A 23,855-nucleotide genomic window follows, 5' to 3' on the forward strand; every position below is an offset into this window, starting at 1 on the left:
GCGCGGATTGCCGGCGTTCGCGCCTATTGCTGGAACACGTAGGTGCCGGGCGCGGCCTCGCGCGGGCGGTACTGCGCGCGTCCGGTGCCAAGCGTCGGCGGCGTCGTCTCGCCGCTCGACTGCCCGTCCAGCCAGTTGACAAGCTCGGGCCACCACGACCCATCGTCCCTCCGGGCGGTGGTTTCCCAGGTTTCAGGCGGCACATAGGTGTCGTCCGGCCCGGTGGTCGCGATCCGGTAAGAGCGGCCCTTGTGCCCCGGTTCGCTGACGATGCCGGCATTGTGCCCGCCGCTGGTCAGCACGAAGGTCACCGAGGGCTCTGTCAGCAGGTGCACCTTGTAGACCGACTGCCACGGCGCGATGTGATCCTTGGTGGTCGAGACGCAGAAGATCGGCACGTCGATCGCATCCAGCGTCACCGGCTTGCCGTCGATGCGGTACTGCCCCTGCGCCAGTTCGTTGCCGAGATAGAGCTTGCGCAGGTATTCGCTGTGCATGCGATAGGGCATGCGCGTGGTGTCCGCGTTCCACGCCATCAGGTCGAACATCTCGCCGCGCTGCCCCATCAGGTATTCGTGGATGTAGCGCGACCAGATCAGATCGGCCGAGCGCAGCAACTGGAACGCCCCCGCCATCTGCTTGGTGTCGAGATAGCCCTGGTCCCACATCATGCTTTCGAGGAACGAGACCTCGCTTTCGCTGATGAAAAGCTGCAACTCTCCGGGTTCGGTGAAATCCAGCTGCGTGGCCAGCAGTGTGAGCGAGGCCAGCCGGTTCTCCCCGTCGCGCGCCATCTGCGCCGCCTTGGCCGCCATCAGCGTGCCGCCAAGGCAATAGCCCATGGCGTGCACCTTCTGCTCGGGGATGATCGCCTCGACGGCGCCGAGGGCCTGTTCGATCGCGTCGAAATACTCGGCCATCCCCATGTCGCGATCCTCGGCGGTGGGGTTTCGCCACGAGATCATGAAGACGGTGTAGCCCTGCGCGACAAGGTGCCCGACCAGCGAATTGTGCGGGCTGAGATCGAGGATGTAGTATTTCATTATCCACGCCGGCACGATCATGATCGGTTCGGCCTTCACAGTATCGGTCTGCGGCGCGTACTGGATCAGTTCCAGCAGATGCGTGCGAAACACCACCTTGCCCGGCGTCGTCGCAAGATCGCGGCCGGGCTGGAAGTCCTCGGCGCCCACCGCCGGCTTGCCCGACGCGGTGCGTTGCCAATCCTCGAGGAAATGCTGCATGCCGCGCACCAGGTTTCCGCCGCCCTCGCGCAGTGTGGCGCCGGCGACCTCGGGGTTGGTGGCGATGAAGTTCGACGGCGACATGATGTCGAGCATCTGGCGCATGACGAACGAGATGACATGTTCCTCGTGTTCGGTCATCCCGTCGATGTCGCAGGCGGTGTTGTACCACCATTGCTGGGTCAGCAGGAAATTTTGATGAATCAGGTTGTAGGGCCAGCGCTGCCAGCCCTCGTGATCGAAGCGGTGATCGTGCGGCAGCGGCTCGATGCAGCCGGGGGTGTTGGGGTCGCGGGCCAGCTGGGTCATGTAGACGCCAAGCCGTGTCGCCTTGCGCGCCGCCTTCTCGGCCAGTTGCACCTGCTTGCCGGGCGCGCCCATCAAGTGCGCGCCCCACGAAAAGAACGTCGAAGCCAGTCCGAACGGCGTCACCCCCAGCGTCAGCCGCGCGAGATGCGCGTTGGCGGCCCGGTCGAGGCTCCGGGTGCTGTAGCGGTCGGGCAGGTCGAGCGGGGACGGGTGCACGATCTCGGGCGGTTCCGGCGACAGCTCGCCGCGCGCCTCGGCCCGCTCGGCCGGCGTCTCGTCGGGTTTTTCCGGAACGGCATGCGCGCGGGCGCGGGTGTCGCCGGCCGTCGAGCGTTTTTTCGTCTGTGTCTGCGTGTCGTTCATCATATCCTCTCGGAGTTTTGGCAGGGCATTCAGGCGCGCGGCGCACGGCTTCGGAATGCCGGCCGGCCCTCGGCCTCGATAACGTTGCGCAGACCGTAGGCGCATGAAGATCGTCACCCATTAACACGCGTTAATGTCGGCCGCGGAGGGGGCGGTCATGGTAGGGCGGATAGTCGAACATTGGGCCGGATCGTCGGCTCCTGACCAGATGGAGGTAGCGAAGTCTTGCGTGTGACACGTTTCATGATCCGCGACGAAGACGCCCCATCGTCGGGGCCACAGCCGGCGACGGGGCGGTACGAGTTTCGCACCTGGCCGCGCGAGACCCCGCAGGCGGCCGCGATATTGCAGAAATCCTGGCCGCTGGTCGGGGGCGAGCGGCGCTCGGACATCTACCTGCTGACCGAACGCAGCACCGAAAGACTGGTGAAACTGCGCGCCGGCAACCGGCTCGAGGTCAAGCGGCGCGGACGGGATCTGGGCCCGCTGCAGTACTGGACGCACCAGTCCTTTCCGCTCTTTCCGCTTCCGCGCCCGGCTATGATGGGTCTGAGCGACGTGCTGGGCCTGCCGCTTCTCGACCGCGAGGCCGGGATGTCGCCCGGCCATCTCGTGGCCCGGCTGGGGGAACTGGCGCCCGCTGTCCTGCCGGTCACGGTCCGCAAGTCGCGGCTGCTTTTCCGGAAAGCCAGCACCCGGGTCGAGATCTGCCACGTCGCCGTGGCCGGCTGGACAAGGCTGACGCTGGCGCTCGAGGATCCCGACCCCGAAAGCGCGCGGGCCGCGCTCGAGGGTCTCGGCCTCGACCATTCGCCGAACCGCTCCTACGGTGACATGCTGGGCCGCCGACGGCTTCCGGCGATGTCCGGTACACCGGTATCGTGACGGCGCAAGGGGACCGTATGAGCACGCTTGTCGTCTATTTCTCGCAAGGCGGGCACACCGCCACTGTCGCCACCGCAATCGCCGCCCGTCTGGGTGCGACGGCCGCCGTGATCGAGGAGCAGGCCGATCGCGACGGGGTGCTGGGGATCGCGACCGGGGCCGCGGCGGCGCTGATCGGACACCCGAGCACGATCAAGGCCACGGATCACGACCCGGCGGCGTTCGACCTGGTGATTCTCGGCACCCCGGTCTGGGTCGGGGCGCCCGCGCCCGCGGTGACGGCCTATATCGACCGGCACCGCGACGCGCTCGACCGGGTGGCGTTCTTCTGCACCGAAGCGCGGTCCGGCGGGGCGCAGGCGCTGGCACGGATGGAGCGCCGGCTGGGCCATCCGCCGCTGGCGACGCTGGAGGTGGCCGAGGAGGCCCTGGACGACGATGCGCTCGGGCAGAGGCTCGACGATTTTCTCTCGGAGCTGGACGAGACCAGGACCGGTTCGCCCCAATGACCGGCGCGCGCGGCCCGCGGCTCCGGCAACCCTGATGCGCTCGAGTGACGGGTCGCGCCGGGGCGCGCGCCACCTCGTGCCCACATCCAGCGTGCAATCGCGGCGCAATCCGGCATATACCCCCACCTGATGGATGAGCTTGAGATCTTCAGACGCCTGGGTCTCGCCTTGGCGATCGGGCTGCTTTTCGGGCTGGAGCGCGCCTGGAAGAATCGCGAAACATCCGAAGGCGGCCGGATCGCCGGGATCCGCACCTTCGCGCTGACCGCGATTGCGGGCGCGATCATCGGATGGCTTTCCTCGGTGATGACGCCGGTGGTGTTGGGGCTGGGGTTCCTCGCCCTGGCGACGCTCGTCGCGATCAGCTACTGGGCGCGCCTGCGCACCGCCGACGATCTCGGGATCACCACGGCGGTCGCGCTGCTGCTGGTGTTCGCGCTCGGGGCGGCGGCGATGCTGGCCAAGATGGCGCCGGTCGCGGCGACGGGCGTGGTCGCCACTGCGCTCTTGTCGCTGAAGCCGGTGCTGCATCGCCGGATCGCCCGGATCCGCCGCATCGAACTGGCCGCCGTGGTCAAGCTTGCGCTGATCTCGGTGGTGATCCTGCCGATCCTGCCGAACGAGGGCTTCGGCCCCGGTGCGGTGCTGAACCCGTACGAGCTGTGGTGGGCCGTGGTCATCGTCGCGGGGCTGTCATTCTTCGGATACGCCGCCATGCGGTTGGCCGGCGCCGAACTGGGGATCGTCATCACCGGGCTGTTCGGGGGGCTGGCCTCGTCCACCTCGACCACGCTGGCACTGTCGCGCCTGGTGCGCGACGATCCCGCCCTCGGACCCTTGGCGGCGATCGGCACCGTCGCGGCCGGATCGGTGACGTTCCTGCGCGTGCTTGTCGTCGCGAGCATCTTCGAGCCCACGCTTCTTGCCCCGCTCGCGCCGTCGATGTCCGCGATGGCCGTCGTCGGTTTTGCCGCCGCGCTGCTGTTGCACGTCACCCGACCCCGCCAACCCGCGCGGAAAGCCGAGGTGGAGACCATCCCCAACCCGCTTGCGCTGACGACCGCGGTCACCTTCGGCGCGGTCCTCGCACTGGTGGTGCTGGGCACGCATTACCTCGACACCTGGTTCGGAGAGGCCGGGATCTATGCGGCCGCCGCGCTGTCGGGCAGCAACGACGTGGACGCGCTGACGATCTCGGTGGCGCGGATGACCGGCACGGATCTGACCGCCGCCGTCGCGGCGAACGCCATATTCCTCGCCGTCGCCGTCAACACGGCCGTGAAGGGCGGGATCGCCGCCGTGGTTGGGGGGCTTGGCCTTGGTGGCCGCGTCATCGGCGTCTACGTCGTGGTGCTGGCCGCCGGTGCGCTGGCGCTCTTCCTGCAGCCGGCGCCATGAGCGGGCCGCGATGGCGCGGTGCTGCGAGGGCTTGCCCGATTGACCGGTATCAAGGCTGACCGGCGCCGGGTGCGCGATATTGGGTCCACAGATCGAAAGGGAACGAAAGAATGGCAGATGACGATCAGGACGCGGTTCGCGCTTTCCTTGGCGATCCGTCAAGCTTCGGAACTGCCGGCCCGGTCGAGCGGATCGACACGCATATCTCGCATCTCTTCCTGATCGGCGATCGCTGCTTCAAGCTGAAGCGCGCCCTGGACCTGCCCTATCTCGATTTCTCCACTCCCGCGCAGCGGCTGGCGGCGTGCGAGACCGAACTCAGCCTCAACCGCCGCACCGCGCCCGAGCTTTATCTCGGCGTGCATAAGATCACCGAAGGCCCCGAATTCGACGGCGCGGGCGCGCTTCTGGATGCGGTGGTCGAGATGCGCCGCTTCGATCAGGAGGACCTTTTCGACGCGATGGCACAGCGCGGCGCGCTGACGGCGCGGCACCTCGATGCGCTGGCACACGAGATCACCGCGTTCCACGCGGGCGCCGCCGTTGACGAGGCCGCCGACGGCGCGGGCAACATCGCATCGGTGCTTGACGTCAACGCGGCCGCCTTCCGCCAAGGTGCGGTCTTTTCCGAAGACGAGATCGCGCGCCTCGACACCGCGTTCAGGCGCGCCCTCGACATCCACGCAGCCCGGCTCGACGCGCGGGCGAAGGCGGGCCATGTGCGGCGCTGTCACGGCGATCTGCACCTGCGCAATATCTGCCTTTTCGAAGGCCGGGTGCGCCTGTTCGATTGCCTGGAGTTCAACGAGGCGCTGGCGACCGTGGATGTGCTCTACGACCTGGCCTTTCTCGCGATGGACCTGTGGCATCGCGGGCTTTGCGCCGAGGCGTCGCAGATCGTGAACCGCTATTGCGACAGCGCGGGTCACGAGGATGGCTATGTCCTGATGCCGTTCTTCATGGCGCTGCGTGCCGCGGTGCGCGCGCATGTCACGGCGACGCAGGCCAGCACCGGGGATGGCGTAGATCACCGTCTCGCCGAGCGCGCGCGCGCCTATTTCGACCTTGCCGAAGATATGCTCGTGCAACGCCCTGCGCGGCTGGTGACCGTCGGTGGGCTCAGCGGGTCCGGCAAATCGACGCTGGCCGGTGCGCTCGCCCCACATCTGGGTGCCGCGCCGGGCGCGCGGGTGATCGCCAGCGACCGCACGCGCAAGGCGATGTTCGACACAGCCCCCGACGAGGCCCTGCCGTCCGAGGCCTACGCGCCCGAGGTCTCGGCGCGCGTCTACGCGGATATCGCGCAGCGAGCCGAAGGGCTGCTGGCCGACGGCGTCACCGTGATCGCCGACGCGGTCCATGACCGCGCCGAGGACCGCGCCCGGATCGAGGCCGCGGCCCGCGCCGTTGGCGTGCCGTTCGACGGTGTCTGGCTTCGGGCCGACCCGGACGAGCTTCGCGCGCGCATCGAGACCCGCGATCCCGGCGCCTCGGATGCCGATGCCGATGTGCTGGCCGGGCAACTGGCGCGCGCGCCGGCGTCGACGGGCTGGCATACCGTTTCGACAACCGGCGACATCGACGAGAGCCGCGACGCGGTGCTTGCGCGGCTGACCGGCTGATCCGCGCGCCCGCTCAGGTGACTGCGCGCTTGATCTCGTCGCAGATCTTTTGCGATGGCGGGGTTTCGAGATGCGGCGCGATCTCCTGTCTGAAGAACGCGCTGTGACCGACCGGCGCGCTTTGCCCCGCAAGCAGGTCGTCGAGGAACCGTCTGATCTCGTCGGCGCTGCGGCCGACCTCGCAGGCGGTGATCGCCGCGCGACCGAATGAGTTGAAATACTTGTCCCCCGTCTCCTCCGTCATCAGGTACATGACGGGCTTTCGAAGGTACAAGTATTCCGCGAGGAACGACCCGGAATCGTGGATCAAGGCGTCCGAGGTGCGAAACAGCGGCACGTAGTCGTCTTCGTGTATCTGCGAAAATTCCGAGTGTTCCCAGAAATCGAAGAACGCCTGCGTGCGCGCCGGCCCCCAGGCGGGATCCTCCATCAGCTTGGGTCGCAACATCGGGTGCGGGCGCAGGGCCCATTGAATATCTTCGCGATAGTCATCGGCAATCCGCATCATCGCGTCCCCGAAGGTGTCGATCGTCGCCATCTTGATATCCGGCCGCCACAGCCAGTGCGGCGCGTAGACGACGCGGGCCTTGGCCCGATCCTGTGGTTGCCACGGGGAAGGCTCGCGCGCCGTGGCCGGTTCCATCAGCGGCTCGCAGGCGGGAAATCCGGTGACCGAAACCCCGGCGTCGCCGCGAATGCGCGCCTCGGCATAACAACGGCGACTGGCGTCATGGGGCACGAATATCCTCCAGAATGCGTTGTGCGACTCCTGGTTGTGCTGTTCCTGATCGTCGCCGTACTGCATGACCTCGTGGCTGTAGGGCACGTAGCATGACAGCCTCTGGCGAAAGAGATCGTCGTGCAGGGCCTCGGGCACCAACCTGTGCGGATTCGTGAAGACCACCAGATGCGGGTCGAGCCTGTCGAGTTCGGCCTTCGCGTCGCTCTCATCGACGCCCGTCAGGTCGACATACGCAAACCCCTGCATGTCAAGATAGCGGCGCACGGCCTCCGCGGTCTGGTCCGCGACATGCGACAACTGCCCGGCAACCACCGGGCAAATTACGGCGATCGTCTGGAAATCCTCGTCCTCCAGCATGCGGGAAAGGACCGGGCCGACTTTCCAGGATGCCGTGTTCGACACAAGGAAGGCGACGCGGATCGGCCGGGCGCCGCGATGCGTGGCCAGCAGGCGCGCATGGAGCAGCGGTGCCTTCCACGCCCGCCACCGTTTGCCCAGCTTCGCCCGTTGGCGCCGTATCCGTCGGATCGCCGCGCGCAAGGTCTCGGTCACTGGTGTGGGCAGACTGGCCTGTGCCATGGCCTTCAGGCGTGGCTTGAGAGCCATGTCAGGTCTCCAACAAATCGGCGAGGCGGGGTGTCACGGGAAAACCTTGCGTTTCGGCCAGGATCGCACCCTCCGCCCATTCCGACCACTCGGCGACGAACACGAAACCGATCCCGGCCCCGGTGGCGGCCTCGTGATCGAGACGGCTGTCGCCGAGGAACAACGCCGGGCGGCGGATGGTGCCGGCCGACAGTTCGCGCGCGAGGATCTCGTGCTTGGTATCGGGACTGCCGAAGATGCCTGCATCGAAATACCCGGCGATCTGCCGCGCGGCGAATATCTCGCGCAATTCCGACTGATCGCCGCCGGATACGATCATCCAGCGCGCCCGGGATGTGGCGGCGCGCAGCGCGTCCAGCCCCTCCGCCACGGCGCAGGACAGCAGCCCCGCGCGCACGGCCCCGGCATAGGCCGATAGCAACGCCTGCAGCCCCGGACCGTCCCGCCACGGGGCATGCCCGGGCACGATGTGATCGAGAAAATGCGCGAACTTCACATATCGCGAGATGCCGCCGTTGGCGACGTGATACGCGACCAGCGCATCCGCCGCCGCGTCGCCATAAGGCGCGGCGGCGACACGAAAGGCCTCGGTCTTGAGGCGGTTGGACTCGAGCACGACCCCGTCGCAATCGAAGATCAGGGTTCTTGCGGTTTCAACGGTGCCCCGCATATCATAAGTACCCGTATTCTTTCAGTCTCGTGGCGTCGAGATCGTAAATCTTTGCAGCCTCGGCGTTCGACTCCCTGAAATGTCGATATATGGCGTCTTTCTCGCATTGCGTGAGCTTGGGTATCTTCACATCGACCTTCCATCTCGAGACGAGGGGAAGCCTCTTGCAGGCGCCAGCAATGCGCATTGCGAAAGATTTTCCACCTCCGTCGCCGCGCGGCGCGCGACCGGATACGCGTTTGCTAATCAGCAAGTAGTCGAATGCAGAAACTCTCAGTCTGAAGTGGTCCTTCCCGGCAGAGGAGACTCTGGACTTTGGTTGTTCCGTGAATAAAGTGGAAACTTCGGATGCAGGAACATCCAGAAGCTTGGCCCAAGTATCAAAATAATCCTCTGGTCTTTCCAGAATGTCTTCGTAAAACAATACGTGGATATTGTCCTTCCCGAAAACATCCTCGTATGCCGCGAGCGTCGTGAGAAAGTCGAAGATATTGACCTGCTCGGCATCGCGCAAAGTGGACCCGGGTGCATCCTCGAAGTAAAACTGTCTGGGGGTCGAAAACACTGATCGATGGTAAAGTCCCGCGCTTTTTTCGAAAAAGAGGCTCTCCATCAGGGCCGCCTGATTTCGAAATGTGATGACGATTTGGACATCAGTCCGGTCTGTCGGGAGCGCATCATGAAGCTTTCGAGGGAAATCCGTCCAGGCCGTGACCGCCCGGTAGGGCATGAGCAAGGTTTCGAAGGAAAGGACATTGATCATTTCCTCCTTTAGAAACGCGCTCAGAAACCCCTTGTTGCTTGCAAGCCGTCTGGCGGGATCGATGCCCTTCCCGCGGTAATGCTCCAACGTTTCCGAAGGGACGCAATACGCGAATGTCAACTCATCCGGCCCGCCGAGAATGATGTTCTTCACGAATTTGCTGTCGTGATGAAGCGCGCCCATATCGAAAGCCGTCTCTTCGCCAAGATAATTCAGACGTCGCTGCCGGTGCAACGGAATGAGGACGTTCTTCTGCAGGGTACTGGTTGCCGTCTTGGGATACCCGATATGCACGATGAGTTTTTTCATCAGCCGTGGTCAGCCCTTTTCCAGCATCACGCAGATGCAAGATCTTTCAGCAAAAGCTGTTCGGCGATCACGAAATCCGCTTCCCAGTCGATATCGAACGCCGTCAGGCGATCGAGCGGGTAAAGGCGGGGGTGTGCGCCGATCCGGTCGTGATGGCGTGCATAGATGTCCACCGGCGCCAGGAACGCGCCGCTGTTGATCTCGTGGACAGGGGGGATCGTCTGCGTGCGCGGCCACTTCTCAATGCTGCGGTCATAGCTCAGCGGTCCGTCCTCGGTCCACAGAAACGCCTGCAACGGCGTCGTGGTCATCAGCGAGTCGTACCCGTCGTCCAAGGCAAGACGATACGCCGCGATGATCTCGGCGTAGAGCGCGGCGGTGATGAACGGCGAGGTGACATGCGTCCACAGGATATGGCCCGCGCCGACAAGGTCGCTTGCGTGGGCGACCAGGTCGTCGGTGCTGGTGGCGCTGGAGGACAGGTGCTCGGCGCGCCGGTGGATGGTCAGCCGGGGCGCGGCAAGGCCGTGCGCGAAGTCGATGATCTCGTCGTCATTGGTCGACAGCACAACCTGGTCGATCGCCGCGCAGCCCAGCAACTGGCCCAGCTTGATCTCGACGAGGCCATGCGCGGCCGGGCCGAAGGGGCGAATGTTCTTGCGCGGGACACGCTCGCTGCCCTTGCGACAGGGCAGGAAGGCGGTGACGGGCGCGGTTTCCGAGGTGCTCACGTATCGGCCCTTACACCGTAGGTGCGTAGATGCTGGTGCCCCTTAGCCGGTGCCGTGTCGGGGTGATCGCGATCAACCGGTCCTCGTCGGTATGGCGCCGGTACGTCTCGAGGATCTCGCTTGTTTCCTCGTTGCGCGGGTCGCCATCGGGATAGCCGTCGAACCCGGCCATCAGGATCCGCGTGGCCCGGCCGCTGGTCGCCGCGGCCAGTGCGTAGGCCAGCACCAGCGGGGCCGGTGCGATGCAATGGGTTGCGTGGAATTCGAAACAGCCGGGCTTCACGCCGAGTCCGAAATCCATGATACGCTTGTCGCCGAAGGCCGCCACCAGATCGTCGGACAGCATCGAGGCGGGGGTGATCAGCGGCTGCGGCAGCTTGGCGTGATCCTCGGCATCCGCCAGCAGGCGCAACGGGTGACAGGCAATCCGCAGGTCGATCAGATCCGACGCCACGGCGGATTGGGTGTTGAGCGCGATCACGAGCGGCCGCGTGCGGCGGATGAAAGATTCAAGCGCCGGACGGTGCGCGGCGACACCCGGGCCGGTCCCGAGGATCAGGACCTCGCGGCCGGCCATGAGCTCGGCTGGGTTCCAGTTGCCATGCGCGTCTTCCCGGTAGAACTGTCGCGCGTAATCGAGAGTGTCGAAGCTGAAACTCTTGCCGCCCTCGGTGCGAAGGTGATCGATCACCGCCAGAACGTCTTCCTCGTCATAACGGGCGTCGCATTGCATCTTCTGGATGTAGGTGGGGTGCAGCCCGTACTTGCCGGCGAGGTAGTAATAGGGGTTGGTGCCCCACCCATATTGCGCCTTCATCGGGCCGAAATGCTTGCGGATCAGGGTCATCAACGGCACAAGGTTCGCCTTGCTCTCGCTCAGCGCGTCGACCTCGATGACCAGTTCCTCTGTTCGGGCATTGCCAGGGCCACGACCCATGCCTGTAACCGTCGCGTCCAGCCATGTCACCCCGTCGGCATGCGCGCGCAGGGTGTTCGACAGGGCGAGGCCCATGTTGTCATGCGTGTGGATGCCGAGCGGTCCGTCCCATCCCTCGCGCAGCCAGCCGACCAGCCGGGAGATGTCATCGGGGGTCATGCCGCCCATGCTGTCGGCGAAATAGACCACCTCGACAGGCCACTCACCGGCGAGGCGCGTGAACTCCGCCACCTCGGCCCGCGTCCGGTCGGCGATCTGCATCAGATTGAGCCCGACGCGGTATCCCCGATCGACCAGCCAGCCGGCAGCCGGCAGAACCTGTGGCAACTCATGGAAATGGCAGGCAAACCGCACGATATCGACGGGGCTGTCGGCAGCGGGCATGGGGAAAAGCCGCTGCAAGGCCGGTTCGCAGCCAAGCTCTGTACAAAGCTCGGCACCGTTGACCATGACCGCGACCAAGAGCCCCTCCGGGATGACAAGATTCTGCAGGAATTGGTCGGTCGTGTAGGCACATGGTCCGGTGAACCCCTGGTTCTTGAGAGAGCGGAACCCCAATTCGACCACGTTGACCTGCGCCGCTTTCATGGCAGCCAGATAATCCCTGATGAGCTCCGGGGAGAAATCCCAGTCGTTGTAGTAACCGCCATCGCGGAGAGTACAGTCGAGAATCATCATGAAAGCCTGCCTTCGATGATAGTTTCCGCGCGTTCGCGACACTTTCCAACTTCGAGGTTAACGTTATCATATATGGTTTTAAAGTTTTTTGAAACACTTTTTAGTTGTATCCGGAATTCGCCACTACGGAGAGCTGTGCCTCAAGTGTTCGAGGATGTGCGGGCCGATGCGCGGGGACATGCGGCGGTTGCAAGCGCGTCTCGCCAGCCGTCCACCTCGGCGTCGCGTGTCCGTTGGTCAGGAAATCGACTGCCGGCCCAAGGCCGGATTGGGTGCGCTCGGTGCGAACGCTCTGTACCGGTCGGACCAGTCGCGGTCCGCGTCCTGCCTCAGCCCGAACGCCCGGCACCTTTCCGAGCGTCCAAATCCGCCGCCCACGTCCGGTGCAACCCCCATCCGAGGGGCGTCAGGTCACGCGACTTCGGAGAGGTTGGCGATCTTCTGGAACGCCGCGTTTTCCTTGATCAGGGTGTCCCACGAGCCGACCCCGACCAGGCGTCCCTGATCGAGCACGACGATCCGGTCACACCGCCGCACGGTGCTCAGCCGATGCGCGATCATCAGCACCGTCTTGTCGCCGGGCAGGGCGTCGATGGCGGCCATGACCTCGCGCTCGGTCAGGTTGTCGAGCGCCGAGGTCGCCTCGTCGAAAACGATGAGATCGGCGTCGTGGTAAAGCGCTCGGGCGATGCCGACGCGTTGTCGCTGGCCGCCCGACAGCCGCACCCCCCGCTCGCCGATCGTCGTGGCATAGCCGTCGGGCAGCTCTTCGCGGACGAAGGTGTCGATCCGGGCAATTTCAGCCGCACGGCGCACGCGGGCCTCGTCGATCTCCTGCGGCGGCACGCCAAGGGCGATGTTCTCGGAAATGCTGGCATCGGTCAGGAAGATGTCCTGCGGGACGTAGCCCACGCTTTGCTGCCAGGCCCGGATGTTCTCGTCGGTCAAGGCTTCACCATCCACAAGAAGACGGCCGGCGCTGGGCGTAAGAAGCCCCAGGATCAGATCCGCGAGGGTGGTCTTGCCGGCCCCGGTGCTTCCGACGATGCCGATCTTTTCACGGGCGCGGATCTCGAGCGATATGGCCTTCAGCCCGACATGCTCGGCATTGGGATAGCGATAAGAGACATTTTCGAGCATCAGGCCCTGCGAAAGCCCCATCTCGGGCGGTGGGGCGGCGGGCAACGATCCGGATCCGGCCTTGTCGATCAGATCGTCATAAACCGCCTCGACTGCCGCGCCGCCCGCCTGAAGTTGCGAAAGCGTCCTGTAAAGCTTCGACAGTTCCGGCAACATCCGTTGCCCGGCGAAGGCGAACACGCCAAGCGTCGGCAGGATGCCGCCGAGCGCCGCACCCGATGCGAAGCCTTGCGGGTCGAGCAGCACGAGGCAAAGCAGGATCACCCCGCTCAACGCCACGGCCTGCAGGGCGAGTTGCGGCACCTGGACAAGCACCTGCACCCATACCAGCGCCCGCGCCATCTTCTTCGAGGGAACGGCATATCTCGCGGCATAGGAACCTTCACGCCCCAGAAGCTTGATATCCTTGATCCCGTTCAATGCCTCGCTGGCGACGCGAAACCGGGTGCTGTTGGCCCGCGCACGCGTGTATCCGAACTGCTTCAGAACATGCCGGCTTAACGAATAGATCGTGCCGTAGATACCGCCCAGAACCCCGAACGCGATCAGCGCGATCACGGGGTTGACCCATAACAACAGTCCGACGATCGCCGCGACGGTGCAGACCGCCGCGATGAATTCGGCGGCCGGGGTAAGGAACTGGTTTACCACCTGTTGTGCTTCCGACAGGACCCGGGTGGTCATCTCGCCGGTGTGCCGGTTGAGGAAAAAGGCGTAGGGCTGGCGCAAATAGGCGATCATGAGACGAAAGCTGATGGAATGCCCCCGCATCAGGGAAAACCGCGACAGCACGTAGCCCTTCGCGATCTGGATCACGCTGCTCAGCAGGATTACGGTGATCGACGCGACCCCCAAAGCGACCACGAAATTGTATTCACTGGTGAATCCGAACGTGTCGTAAAGCCATTTCAGGGCCGCAACCTGCTCGATCCGCGCGGGATCCGACAGGACCGACAGGAAGGGCATGATCGAACTGACCATCAGCGCCGATGTCAGCGCGGCGATGATCACGACACCCAGCGTGATCCAGGCCTTGCGCTTTTCGTGCGCGTCGAGAAGCGCCCAGACCTTTTTCCAGTTTTCGAGATCAATCATGCGCCCGGGCTCTCAAGAATTCCATGTCCGACACCTTTTCAACGCCACCGCCACACGCGTGCGACTACACAGCAAACCAAGCGCATCTGCAAGGGTTGTGCCGCGGCGCAGCGAACAGGCGGGTTCGACCGGTCCTGACCACGTCCGTGCGCTGACGGCTCAGGTATGGGTATCATCATAGTACCTTTTAAGGGTCAGGCGTTAACAGGCCGTTTCGATGTGCCACCATTCGGGCCGGCGATCAATGGGATGGATGCAAAGCCGTCGTATCCCCCGAGGCGGCCGCTCGTCGGGATGTGCCGGCAGGCGCGTTGTGGGTTATCGGCAACACACACCGCCTGCTGCGCCTCGGGTCGGTGCTGCCCGTGGAAAAGCGTGGCGCGCGCGTTCATATACAGGGGCCGCCGAAACCGGCGGATCGTGTTCTTCTGAAGGGGTCTCCAATGTCCTTGTTTCGCTTCGGCATCGTCGCTGCGGTTTTCGCGTTGGCCGTGACCGGCCAGCCGAGCCATGCGCAGGACCGGGCGGTCGCGTTTTCGCTGAACGGGGGCGTCCGGGTCTCGCCGGACTACTTCGGTGCGGAATCCGATCGTGTCACGCCCAACGGGCGCATCGGCTTTACCGGCTTGCGCATCGGCGGCATTCAACTGCGCGATCCCGACGGGCCGAGGGAGTTCGCGCCGGGCACCTTCTATCGCGGGGCGCTGCAGTTCATCCCAGAGCGCGAGGGCAAGGAAGAGCTCGCCGGGCTGAATGACGTCGACGCGGCGCTGGAGCTTGGCCTCGGCCTGCAGCACACGCGCGAGACCTGGCAGGCTTACGGCGAGCTGCGCTACGGCTTCTTCGGCCACGAATCGGTCGCGGCCGAGATCGGCGTCAACGCGATCTTTCGCGGCAAGCGTGGCGCGATCCTGCATGCCGGGCCGAGGCTGGAGCTTGGCAATTCGCGCTTCATGCGGACCTATTTCGGGGTCAGCGATTCGGAAGCGGCGCGATCGGCATTCGAGGCGTTCACCCCCAGCCGCGCCATCTACGCCGCCGGGTTCGAGATCGGCGCCTACCAGCCGGTCCGCGGCGACTGGGGCATCACCGCGACCGTGCGCTACGACCGGTTGCGCGGTGATGCCGCCGATTCGCCCATCGTCCAGCAGGGAACAAAGAACCAGTGGACCGCGACGCTGGGGCTGACACGTTACTTCAACCTGCGTTTCTGAGGGCGATCACCGCGCCTCAGGTCGTGCGATCCGGCGGGCGGATGCCGAAGAACAGCGCGTAGAGCACCGGAACGACGATCAGCGTCAGAACCGAGGCGACGGCAAGCCCGCCCATGATCGTCACGCTCATCGAGGCAAAGAACGCATCCGGCAGCAGCGGCGTCATGCCGAGGATCGTGGTCCCGGCGGCAAGGATCACCGGGCGCAGACGGCTGACGGCGCCGGTCACCACGGCGTCGTAATCGTCGACCCCTTCGGCGCGAAGCCGGTCGGATTCCCCGACCAGTACGATGGCGTTCTTGATCAGCATCCCCGAGAGCGATAACAACCCCAGAAGCGCCGTGAACGTAAAGGCGAGCCCCGTCGTCAGCAACCCAAGCACCATGCCGGTGACCGCCATCGGCACCACCAGCCAGACGATCGCCGGCTGGCGCAGCCGGTTGAACAGCAGGATCGAGATCACCAGCATCACGAGGAAGCTGAGCGGCAATTGCCGGCCCAGCGATGCCTGCGCGTCGGACGAGCTTTCGTACTCGCCGCCCCATTCCATCGCGTAGCCTTGGGGCATCTCGATGGCCTCGACCTCGGCGCGGACCGAGGTGAACGCCTGGTTCGCCGTCAGATCACCGCGCGCAAAACCTTCGGCGGTGATCGTGCGCTGGCGGTCGCGGCGCTGGATCCGCGCCTCGGCGAGACGCGGCTCGAAGCGCTCGACGATGCCCGACATCGGCACGTATTGCTCGGCGGCCTGCGACCAGACGTCGAGATCGCGCAGGCGCTCGACGCCCTCGCGCTCGTTGCCCGCCAGCCGCAGCAGCAAGGGTATCTGGGTGTCCTGCTCCTGCAGGGTGGCAACCTGCAGCCCCGAGGTGCCGAACTGGACCGTGTTGGCGATCGCCTCGCGGCTGACACCGGCAAGCCGCATCCGCGCCTCGTCGATCACCGGGGTGATGGTGATCACCCGCTGCCGCCAGTCGGTGCGGATATTCGTCACCGCGTCCGACGCGCGATAGATCGCCAGCGCCTCCTCGGCGAGGCCGCGCAGCACCTGGGGATCCGGCCCCGAAAAGCGCGCGGCGACATCCGCCCCGGTGGGGGGGCCGAAGGTCAGCAACTCCACCCGCAGCAGGCCGCGCGGAAAGCGCTGCGGCAGGGTGCGGCGGATCTCTTCGGCAAGCGCGGGGATCGCCTCGGCACTGTCGACGCGGACGATCAACTGCCCGTAAGAGGGGCTTTGCTGCTCGGGCGTGTAGATCAGCATGAAGCGGCTGGCCCCGCGCCCGACCAGTGTGGTGACGTCGGTGACCCCGTCGAGACCGCGCACGGCATCCTCGAGCCGGACCATGTCGGCCTCGGTCGCGCGGATGTCGGCGCCTTCGGGAAGCTGGTACTCGACGTAGAAAAGCGGCGTGTTGGACCGCGGAAAGAAAGCCTGCTTCACCTGCCCGAAGGCCAGCACGGCGCCCACCGTCACCGCGACCGCCGCCAGCAGCACCAGCCAGCGGGCGCGCAGACCCAGCTTCAGGATCCGGGCATAGCCGCGATAGATGACGCCGTCATGGGGATCGCCCACGGGCTCGGCCGTGCTGCGCAACAGCTTGGCACCCATGTAGGGCAGCACCGTCACCGCCAACACCCAGCTCAGCAACAGCGAGATGGCGATCACCGCGAACAGAGAGAACAGGAATTCCCCCGACTGGTCCGGCGACAGGCCGATCCCGGCGAAGGCCATGATCCCGATCACCGTGGCACCAAGCAGCGGGATCGAGGTGTCGCGCTCGGTCTCGGCGGCGGCGGTCCGGGCCGGTTTGCCGCGGGCCATGCCGACCACCATGCCTTCCGTGATGACGATGGCGTTGTCGACCAGCATGCCCATCGCGATGATCAGCGCCCCGAGGCTGATCCGCTGCATCTGGATATCCAGCACCGCCATGAAGAAGAACGTCGCGAGGATCGTCAGCACCAGCGTGGTGCCGACCAGCACCCCGGCGCGCCAGCCCATGGCCAGCATCAGCGCGCCGATCACGATCGCCACCGACTGCACCAATGACACCAGGAAGTCGGTCACGGCGTCGTCGACGACCTTGTGCTGCTCGTAGATCGGGCGGGCGGCGACGCCGTCGGGGGCCTCGTCGATCAGCCTTGCCAGGCGCTCCTCGACCCTTGCCCCGACCTCGACGACATTGGCGGACCCAAGCGCGGAAATCCCCAGGGTGAACACGCGCTTGCCGTTGTGGCGGATGATCTGCTCGGGCTGTGTGGCCTCGGCGCGGGTCACGCGGGCGATGTCGAAGATCGAGATCTGGCCGACATCGCCGGGCACCCCCAGCCGCAGCGCCTCGATCCCGCCGGTGTCGATATAGCCGCGCGGCACCGACACGCGCAGCCGCTGCGTGCCCTCGGAGACCTCGCCATCGGCGAAGACGTCGTTCTCGTCGTCGATCACGCCCAGCAATTGCGTGGGCGGCAGGCCGAGATTGGTGAGTCGCGCAGAGGAGATCGCGACGGTGATCTCCTCGGGGATCAGGCCCTGGATCTCGACCTTGGCGACACCCTCGACCGGCAGCAGGCCGCGCCGCAGGGTGCGCGCGATCTCGCGCTGTTCGGCGGGGCCGCTGCCCTCGGTCTCGACCGCGTAGAACAGGCCGTAGACGTCGCCGAAATCGTCGTTGACGTTCGATTGCCGCGCGCCCGTGGGCAATTGATCGCGCAGGTCGCGCAGCCGCAGCCGCATCTCGTCCCAGATCTGCGGCAGCTCGCTGCCGTCATAGGTGGTCTTGATCTCGACGGTGACCTGCGACAGGCCCGGCGTCGATTTCGAGGTTATGTAGTCGAGCTGCTGCATCTGCTGCAGCGCGCTTTCGATGACCTCCGACACCTCGGTCTCGACATCCTCCGCGTTGGCGCCGGGATAGGGCGTGAAGATCAGCGCGGTCTTGACGGTGAAGGTCGGATCCTCCAGCCGGCCCACGGTGTTGAGCCCCCAGATCCCACCGAAAAGACAGGCCAGCACGATCATCAGCACGGTCACCGGACGGTCGATGGCGCGCGCGGCGAGGTCGAGCTTCATCTCAGCCTCCCGACGGGCGGACCCGGGCGCCCTCGGTCAGCCCGGTCCAACCCGCCGACACCACACGGTCGCCGGTCTCGAGGCCATCCAGCACCACGACATTGCCATCGCGCGGCAGGCCTAGGATAACGTTGCGCGGCGCGACGGTGGCGCTTTCGGGGTCGAACACCCAGACCCGCGGGTCGGTGCCGCTGGTGGTGTCGATGGCCTCTACCGGAACCACCACCGGCGGTGCGCCGGATCCCGTCGCCGGCCGGCCCGAGACCTTGGCGGTCATGCCCGGCAGCAGCCGTGGGTCGACCTCGCCGGTGACGGCGAACTCGACCTCGTAGGTCTGCGCCACCGGATCGGCCTCGGTGACGAATTCGCGCAGCGTCAGCGACGCCTCATAGCCCGACGCGGCCGGGAAGGTCGCGCTGAAGACGAAATTCCGGCCATCGGCGCGGGCCAGCGCCGCGATCTCTTCGGGCAGCGAGACGATGACGCGCATCTCGCTCACATCCTGCAGCCGCACGACCGGCTGGCTGGGGGTGGTGTTGATGAACGGCTCGGCGATGACGCGGGCGACCAGCGCGTCGAAGGGTGCCGTGATCGTCGCCTGGTCGAGCCGCCGCTCGGCCTCGCGCAGCGCGATCCGGGCCTGCGCCCGGTCCGCCCGCACCTGATCCAGCCGCGATTGCGCCGCGGTGCCGCGATCGGCCAGTTCCGCGGCGCGGTTGAACTCGATCTCGGCAAGATCGTAGGTGGCGCGCGCATTCTCGAGGGCGAGTTCGAAATCGACCGTGTCGAGGCGCGCGATCAGCGCGCCCTCGTCGCGCATCTGGCCATTGGTGACCGGCAATTCATGGATCTGCCCGGAAACCTGGAATGCCAGATCGACCACCTTCAGCGGTGCCAGCCGCCCGACGAAGTCGCGCGTCCGCGTCGTTTCTGCGCGCGCGGCCCGCGCCAGGTCGACGGTCACGGCCTCCGTTCCCGCCGTGCCGCCGGACTGTGCCAATGCGGGCGGGGCCATGCCGGGTGCCAGCGCCATTGCGAACAGCAGCAGGACGGCACGGATCGCCGCGACCGAACGCCGTTTGAAGACCGCCATTGGTGTCGCTCCCGTGCCGATGTCGCGCGGACCTAGGCCGGTTCGCGAAAGCCTGTCAAGATCACGCTGCGGTGCCGCGACCGCCCTCAATGCGCAAGCACCAGCATCTGGAACGCCATCATGACCGCGAAGGCCAGCGTGACCGCCGTCGCGGCCGATCCGCTTTTGACATTGTCCAGCGCGTCGGGGAAAAGTTCGGCGAAGACCATCCATATCATCGCCCCGGCGGCCAGCCCCAGCCCGACGGGCAGGAACGGGCGGAACGCCTCGACGAACAGATAGGCGGGCGCGGCCATGATCGGCTGTGGCAGGCTGGTGAAGATCGCCCATCCGGCGGCCTTCCACACGGGCGTGCCGCGCGGCACCAGAACCAGCGCGATCGCCAGCCCCTCGGGGACGTTGTGAAAGGCGATGGCGGTGGTGATGAACACGCCCAGCCCCTCCTCGCCGGCAAAGGACACGCCGACGCCCACGCCCTCGGCGAAGGAATGCGCGGTCATGATCCCGAGAATCAGCAATGCCTTGGTCGCATCCGCGCCGCGCAGCTCGGCGATGTCGAAATCCTTTGACTGCGCCAACAGCCGATCGGCCAGAACGATCGCGCCCAGACCGGCCAGCACCCCGAGCAGCGTCGGCGTGGTGTCGAGCGCGACGCCCTCGGCGATCAGCGCGTGGCTTGCCGCCAGCATCAGCCCGGCGGCGGCGGCATTCGACCATCCCAGGGTGCGCGTTCCCAGCGTCTTGACGACCGCGAAGGGCAGCGCGCCCGCGCCGGTCATGATCGCGGTCACCATCGCCGCCGCGACGACGATCCACAGGCTCGTGTCCAACTCGATCTCCTTTCATGGCTTTGTGTGCACATGGCTCTGAAAGGTTTCGGGTCCTGGCCCCGGTCGTCGGTGCGCCGCGTCAGTCGACCCGGCGCACCAGAAGCTGATTGCCGGGGCCCGATTTCGTCTCGAACACCTTCAATTCCTTTATCAGGTCGCTCAGCTTCTTCTTGCCGTAACTGCGGGTGTCGAAATCTGGCTTGTCGGCCTGGATCTGCTGGCCGATGCGGCCCAGCGGATACCATTCGTCGTCGCTGTCGATCTTCTCCATCGCGACGAAGATCAGCCGCCGCGCATCGGCGATGCGTTCGCTGTCGAGCTTGGCCTTCGGCGCGCTGCGCGGCGTGTCGCCGCTATCCTCGTAGATGTTCTCGATCGCCACGAAACGGTTGCAGGCGTTCTTCAACGCGTCCGGCGCCTTGGCCTCGCCGATGCCGATCACCGTCAGGCCCTGCTCGCGGATGCGGCTGGCCAGCCGGGTGAAGTCGCTGTCCGACGAGACCAGCACGAAGCCGTCGAAATGCCCCGCATGCAGGATGTCCATGGCGTCGATCACGAGCCCGATATCGCTGGCATTCTTGCCCTTGGTGTTGGCGGTCTGCTGATGCTGCACCAGCCCGAGATTCTGCGCGGTGCGCGTCCATCCGGCAAGCTGCGGGCTCGACCAGTCGCCATAGACCCGGCGCAGCCCCGGCTCGCCATAACTCGTGACCTCGCGCAGGATGGCGTCCGCGTATTTCGCGGGCACGTTGTCGGCATCGATGAGCACGGCAAGCAGTTGGGTGTCGCTGACGGGCATGACGGGCCTCCTTTTTGGCGTCATGCCCGATCAGCGCCGAAAACGAAAGCGGTTTGCGCCCGCACGCGGCAGGAATCGAGCCGGCCGCGTGCCAATCGTTCGTCAGCCGCGTTTCAGGCGGTCTCGCCGATCTTGTCTTGGGTCTGCGTGTCGAAATCCTCGGGCGAGTGGCGCTCGTGCAGCTGCATGTGCGGCGCGCCGAACTTGCGATTGACCATGCGGCCGCGTTGCACCGCCGGGCGGGCGTCGATCTTATTGGCCCAATGCATCACGTAGGTGTAGCTTTCCACGTCGAGGAACGTCGCCGCATCGTAAAGCCGCCCGAGGCACAGCTGCCCGTACCACGGCCAGATCGCCATGTCGGCGATGCTGTAGTCGTTGCCGGCGATATAGGGGCGCTCGGCCAGTTGCCGGTCGAGCACGTCGAGCTGGCGCTTGGCCTCCATCGCGAAGCGGTCGATGGGGTATTGCAGCTTTTCGGGGGCATAGGCGTAGAAGTGCCCGAACCCGCCGCCGAGGAAGGGCGCGCTGCCCATCTGCCACATCAGCCAGTTGAGGGTCTCGGTGCGCCCGGGCCCCGAGGTGGGCAGGAAGGCGCCGAACTTCTCGGCCAGGTGCATCAGGATAGAGCCACTTTCGAAGACCCTAAGCGGCGTGTTGCCGGTATGATCCACCATCGCGGGGATCTTCGAATTGGGGTTCACCTCGACGAACCCGCTGCCGAACTGCTCGCCCTCGCCGATATCGATCAGCCATGCGTCGTATTCGGCGTCATGCCCCGCGGCGAGCAATTCCTCGAACATCACCGTGACCTTGACGCCGTTGGGCGTGGCCAGCGAGTAAAGCTGGAAGGGATGATTGCCGACCGGCAGTTCCTTGTCATGCGTCGCGCCGGCAACGGGGCGGTTGATCGAGGCGAACTTGCCGCCCGATGCGCTGTCCCATGTCCAGACTTCGGGCGGGGTGTAACTGCTGTCGCTCATGACGGTATGTCCTTCCGTTTTGCGTTGCCGCGCAAGGTAAGCCCCCTCGCGCGGAACACAAGCGGGGCTACCGCACAGGGTCTGTGCGACAGCGCGGCAGGGTCAGCCCAGCTGATAGCCCGGCGTCGAGGTCGAGATTGCCTTTTCCTCCTCGTTCATGTTCTCGCCGATGCCTTCAAACAGCGGCGTGGTCATGTAGCGCTCGCCGGTGTCGGGCAGCATGCACAGGATCACCGATCCCGGTGCGGCGGTCTCGGCGATCTGCAACGAGATCGCGAAGGTCGATCCCCCCGAAACCCCGGTGAAGATGCCTTCCTTGGAGGCCAGGTCGCGGGCGCATTTGATGCCGTCGGTCCCGGCGACCGGGATCAGGTCGTCGTAATACTTCTTGTCCACGGCTTCCTGCAGCACGAGCGGGATGAAATCCGGCGTCCAGCCCTGAATGGGGTGCGGCTCGAACGCCGGGTGGCTCGATGCAGGGTTGCCCTCGGGCGTGCGCTCCTGCGCGTGGCCGCTGCCCAGAAGGGCGGCATTTGCGGGCTCCGACAGGATGATCTTGGTGTCGGGGCGCTTGTCCCGCAAGACCCGTCCCATTGCCGTCACCGTGCCGCCGGTGCCGTAGCCGGTGACCACGTAATCCAGCCGCTCGCCCTCGAAATCGCCCAGGATCTCCTGCGCGGTGGTGGCCTCGTGGATCGCGGCGTTATCCTCGGTCTCGAACTGATGCGCCAGGAACCAGCCGTTCAATTCCGCCAGCTCCTCGGCCTTCTTGTACATGCCGAAGCCCTTTTCGCCCTTGGGCGTCAGCACGACCTTGGCGCCCAGCATCCGCATCAGGCGGCGGCGCTCGATGGAAAAGCTTTCGGCCATGGTGATGACCAGCGGATAGCCCTTCTGCGCGCAGACCATGGCAAGCCCGATGCCGGTATTGCCGCTGGTGGCCTCGACCACCGTCTGCCCGGGCTTCAGCCGCCCGTCGCGTTCGGCCGCCTCGATGATGTTGACGGCCAGCCGGTCCTTGACCGAGGCGGCGGGGTTGAACGCCTCGGCCTTGACGTAGATCGTCACGTGATCGGGGCCGAGATTGTTGACGCGGATCACCGGCGTGTCGCCGATCGTGTCGAGGATGCTGTCATACCGCTTGCCGCGGCCCTTGGTGCGGCGAATGCTGCTGTCGGTCATGTCGTCTCTCCCTTGTCGGTTCACGCGCAATCTATGAGCCGCGCGGGCAGGGGGAAAGGGTTGTTCCGGATCGGACGGGGGTAAGGGCTGAAATCGGGAAAATGTTCGGTTTACCGGCTTTTCAATGGAACGACGGCCCGCGATGTCGGGTGGCCGCCCGCGTCACCACGGCCGGCGCCGGGGGCTTTGCCTGCGGCCTCATGTCCCGTCCGGCGGGGCGGTGCCGGGGCAGGCCCGGCGCTCTGCGGAGATGCGGTCGGCCTCGGCGCGCCAGTCGGGCACGTCATTGACCAGCAAGAGCGCCGCGCGGCGCAGCGTGGCACGGAACGTGTCGACGGTGTCCCCCTCCATGCCGCAATCCGCAAGCGCCGTGTCGAAGGTCTCGAGCCAGAGCATCGCATCCGCGTCGCGGATGGGGACATGGGCGTGGATCTCGCGCAGGTTCATGTGGCCGAACCGTTCCCGGTAATAGGCGCGGCCGCCCAGAAACCCGCAGAGATAGTCGAACTGCGCCTGCCGCGTGTGGTCGAGGCCGTGGCCGCGAAAATGCAGCCGGTGCAGCGGATGGGCCGCCGGATCGGTTTCCACGAGATCGTAGAACCGCTCGACCACCGCGCGCAGCGCGGCTTCGCCGCCGATCCGCGTCAGCGCGACGCTCATCGCCCGCGTCCCGCCCCGGGTAT

General features: G+C 65.8%; 19 protein-coding genes. 5 read left to right on the forward strand and 14 right to left on the reverse strand.

Annotated elements, in window-relative coordinates; all coding sequences use genetic code 11:
• Positions 1-23: 23 nt before the first annotated feature.
• Positions 24-1,916, reverse strand: a complete 1,893-nt coding sequence (locus V8324_RS12420) for a PHA/PHB synthase family protein (protein WP_336420245.1) — start codon at positions 1,914-1,916, stop codon at positions 24-26.
• A gap of 225 nt (positions 1,917-2,141) precedes the next feature.
• On the opposite strand from V8324_RS12420, the gene V8324_RS12425 reads away from it, so the two are divergent.
• The 4 genes from V8324_RS12425 to V8324_RS12440 all read left to right on the forward strand — a co-directional run bounded on the left by V8324_RS12425 (position 2,142) and on the right by V8324_RS12440 (position 6,330).
• A complete protein-coding gene (locus tag V8324_RS12425; RefSeq protein ID WP_336420246.1) occupies positions 2,142-2,801 on the forward strand; it encodes a hypothetical protein in 660 nt (219 codons plus the stop codon).
• 17 nt (positions 2,802-2,818) lie between these two features.
• Positions 2,819-3,310: a flavodoxin family protein gene (locus tag V8324_RS12430; RefSeq protein WP_336420247.1), complete on the forward strand. Its 492-nt coding sequence runs from the start codon at positions 2,819-2,821 to the stop codon at positions 3,308-3,310.
• 129 nt (positions 3,311-3,439) lie between these two features.
• Positions 3,440-4,708 carry an MgtC/SapB family protein gene (locus V8324_RS12435; protein ID WP_336420248.1) on the forward strand — a complete coding sequence of 423 codons (1,269 nt, stop codon included), beginning with the start codon at positions 3,440-3,442 and terminating at the stop codon, positions 4,706-4,708.
• Positions 4,709-4,818: 110 nt separating this feature from the next.
• On the forward strand, positions 4,819-6,330 hold the full coding sequence (locus V8324_RS12440; protein WP_336420249.1) for a bifunctional aminoglycoside phosphotransferase/ATP-binding protein: 1,512 nt from the start codon (positions 4,819-4,821) through the stop codon (positions 6,328-6,330).
• Between the two features lie 13 nt (positions 6,331-6,343).
• On the opposite strand, the gene V8324_RS12445 is transcribed toward V8324_RS12440, so the two are convergent.
• The 6 genes from V8324_RS12445 to V8324_RS12470 form a co-directional block, all read right to left on the reverse strand.
• The gene (locus tag V8324_RS12445; RefSeq protein WP_336420250.1) at positions 6,344-7,678 is read right to left on the reverse strand and encodes a CDP-glycerol glycerophosphotransferase family protein; all 1,335 of its coding nucleotides are present in this window, start codon (positions 7,676-7,678) and stop codon (positions 6,344-6,346) included.
• A 1-nt stretch (position 7,679) separates the two neighbouring features.
• Positions 7,680-8,348, reverse strand: coding sequence for an HAD family hydrolase (locus V8324_RS12450; protein WP_336420251.1), 669 nt, complete (start codon positions 8,346-8,348; stop codon positions 7,680-7,682).
• A 1-nt stretch (position 8,349) separates the two neighbouring features.
• Positions 8,350-9,420 (reverse strand): hypothetical protein, encoded by a 1,071-nt coding sequence (locus V8324_RS12455; protein WP_336420252.1) that lies wholly within the window; start codon positions 9,418-9,420, stop codon positions 8,350-8,352.
• Positions 9,421-9,446: 26 nt separating this feature from the next.
• On the reverse strand, positions 9,447-10,151 hold the full coding sequence (locus V8324_RS12460) for an acylneuraminate cytidylyltransferase family protein (RefSeq protein WP_336420253.1): 705 nt from the start codon (positions 10,149-10,151) through the stop codon (positions 9,447-9,449).
• A 10-nt stretch (positions 10,152-10,161) separates the two neighbouring features.
• Positions 10,162-11,766 (reverse strand): aldolase catalytic domain-containing protein, encoded by a 1,605-nt coding sequence (locus V8324_RS12465; protein WP_336420254.1) that lies wholly within the window; start codon positions 11,764-11,766, stop codon positions 10,162-10,164.
• A 411-nt stretch (positions 11,767-12,177) separates the two neighbouring features.
• A complete protein-coding gene (locus tag V8324_RS12470) occupies positions 12,178-14,001 on the reverse strand; it encodes an ABC transporter ATP-binding protein (protein WP_336420255.1) in 1,824 nt (607 codons plus the stop codon).
• 443 nt (positions 14,002-14,444) lie between these two features.
• On the opposite strand from V8324_RS12470, the gene V8324_RS12475 reads away from it, so the two are divergent.
• Complete coding sequence (locus tag V8324_RS12475; RefSeq protein ID WP_336420256.1) at positions 14,445-15,215, forward strand: MipA/OmpV family protein; 771 nt, start codon at positions 14,445-14,447, stop codon at positions 15,213-15,215.
• 16 nt (positions 15,216-15,231) lie between these two features.
• Here V8324_RS12475 and V8324_RS12480 read toward each other — a convergent pair whose 3' ends face one another.
• The 7 genes from V8324_RS12480 to V8324_RS12510 all read right to left on the reverse strand — a co-directional run bounded on the left by V8324_RS12480 (position 15,232) and on the right by V8324_RS12510 (position 23,832).
• Positions 15,232-18,285, reverse strand: coding sequence for an efflux RND transporter permease subunit (locus V8324_RS12480; RefSeq protein WP_336420257.1), 3,054 nt, complete (start codon positions 18,283-18,285; stop codon positions 15,232-15,234).
• A 1-nt stretch (position 18,286) separates the two neighbouring features.
• Positions 18,287-19,378: an efflux RND transporter periplasmic adaptor subunit gene (locus V8324_RS12485; protein WP_336420258.1), complete on the reverse strand. Its 1,092-nt coding sequence runs from the start codon at positions 19,376-19,378 to the stop codon at positions 18,287-18,289.
• A gap of 86 nt (positions 19,379-19,464) precedes the next feature.
• Positions 19,465-20,208 carry a ZIP family metal transporter gene (locus tag V8324_RS12490; protein ID WP_336420259.1) on the reverse strand — a complete coding sequence of 248 codons (744 nt, stop codon included), beginning with the start codon at positions 20,206-20,208 and terminating at the stop codon, positions 19,465-19,467.
• 79 nt (positions 20,209-20,287) lie between these two features.
• Positions 20,288-21,007, reverse strand: a complete 720-nt coding sequence (locus V8324_RS12495; RefSeq protein WP_336420260.1) for an NYN domain-containing protein — start codon at positions 21,005-21,007, stop codon at positions 20,288-20,290.
• Positions 21,008-21,120: 113 nt separating this feature from the next.
• The gene (gene yghU / locus V8324_RS12500; protein ID WP_336420261.1) at positions 21,121-21,990 is read right to left on the reverse strand and encodes a glutathione-dependent disulfide-bond oxidoreductase; all 870 of its coding nucleotides are present in this window, start codon (positions 21,988-21,990) and stop codon (positions 21,121-21,123) included.
• A 102-nt stretch (positions 21,991-22,092) separates the two neighbouring features.
• Positions 22,093-23,172, reverse strand: a complete 1,080-nt coding sequence (locus V8324_RS12505; protein ID WP_336420262.1) for a PLP-dependent cysteine synthase family protein — start codon at positions 23,170-23,172, stop codon at positions 22,093-22,095.
• Positions 23,173-23,370: 198 nt separating this feature from the next.
• The gene (locus V8324_RS12510; RefSeq protein ID WP_336420263.1) at positions 23,371-23,832 is read right to left on the reverse strand and encodes a group II truncated hemoglobin; all 462 of its coding nucleotides are present in this window, start codon (positions 23,830-23,832) and stop codon (positions 23,371-23,373) included.
• Between the last annotated feature and the right edge of the window lie 23 nt (positions 23,833-23,855).

The sequence above is a fragment of the Roseovarius sp. D22-M7 genome (assembly GCF_037083785.1).
In the GTDB taxonomy this organism is placed as follows: Bacteria; Pseudomonadota; Alphaproteobacteria; order Rhodobacterales; family Rhodobacteraceae; genus Roseovarius.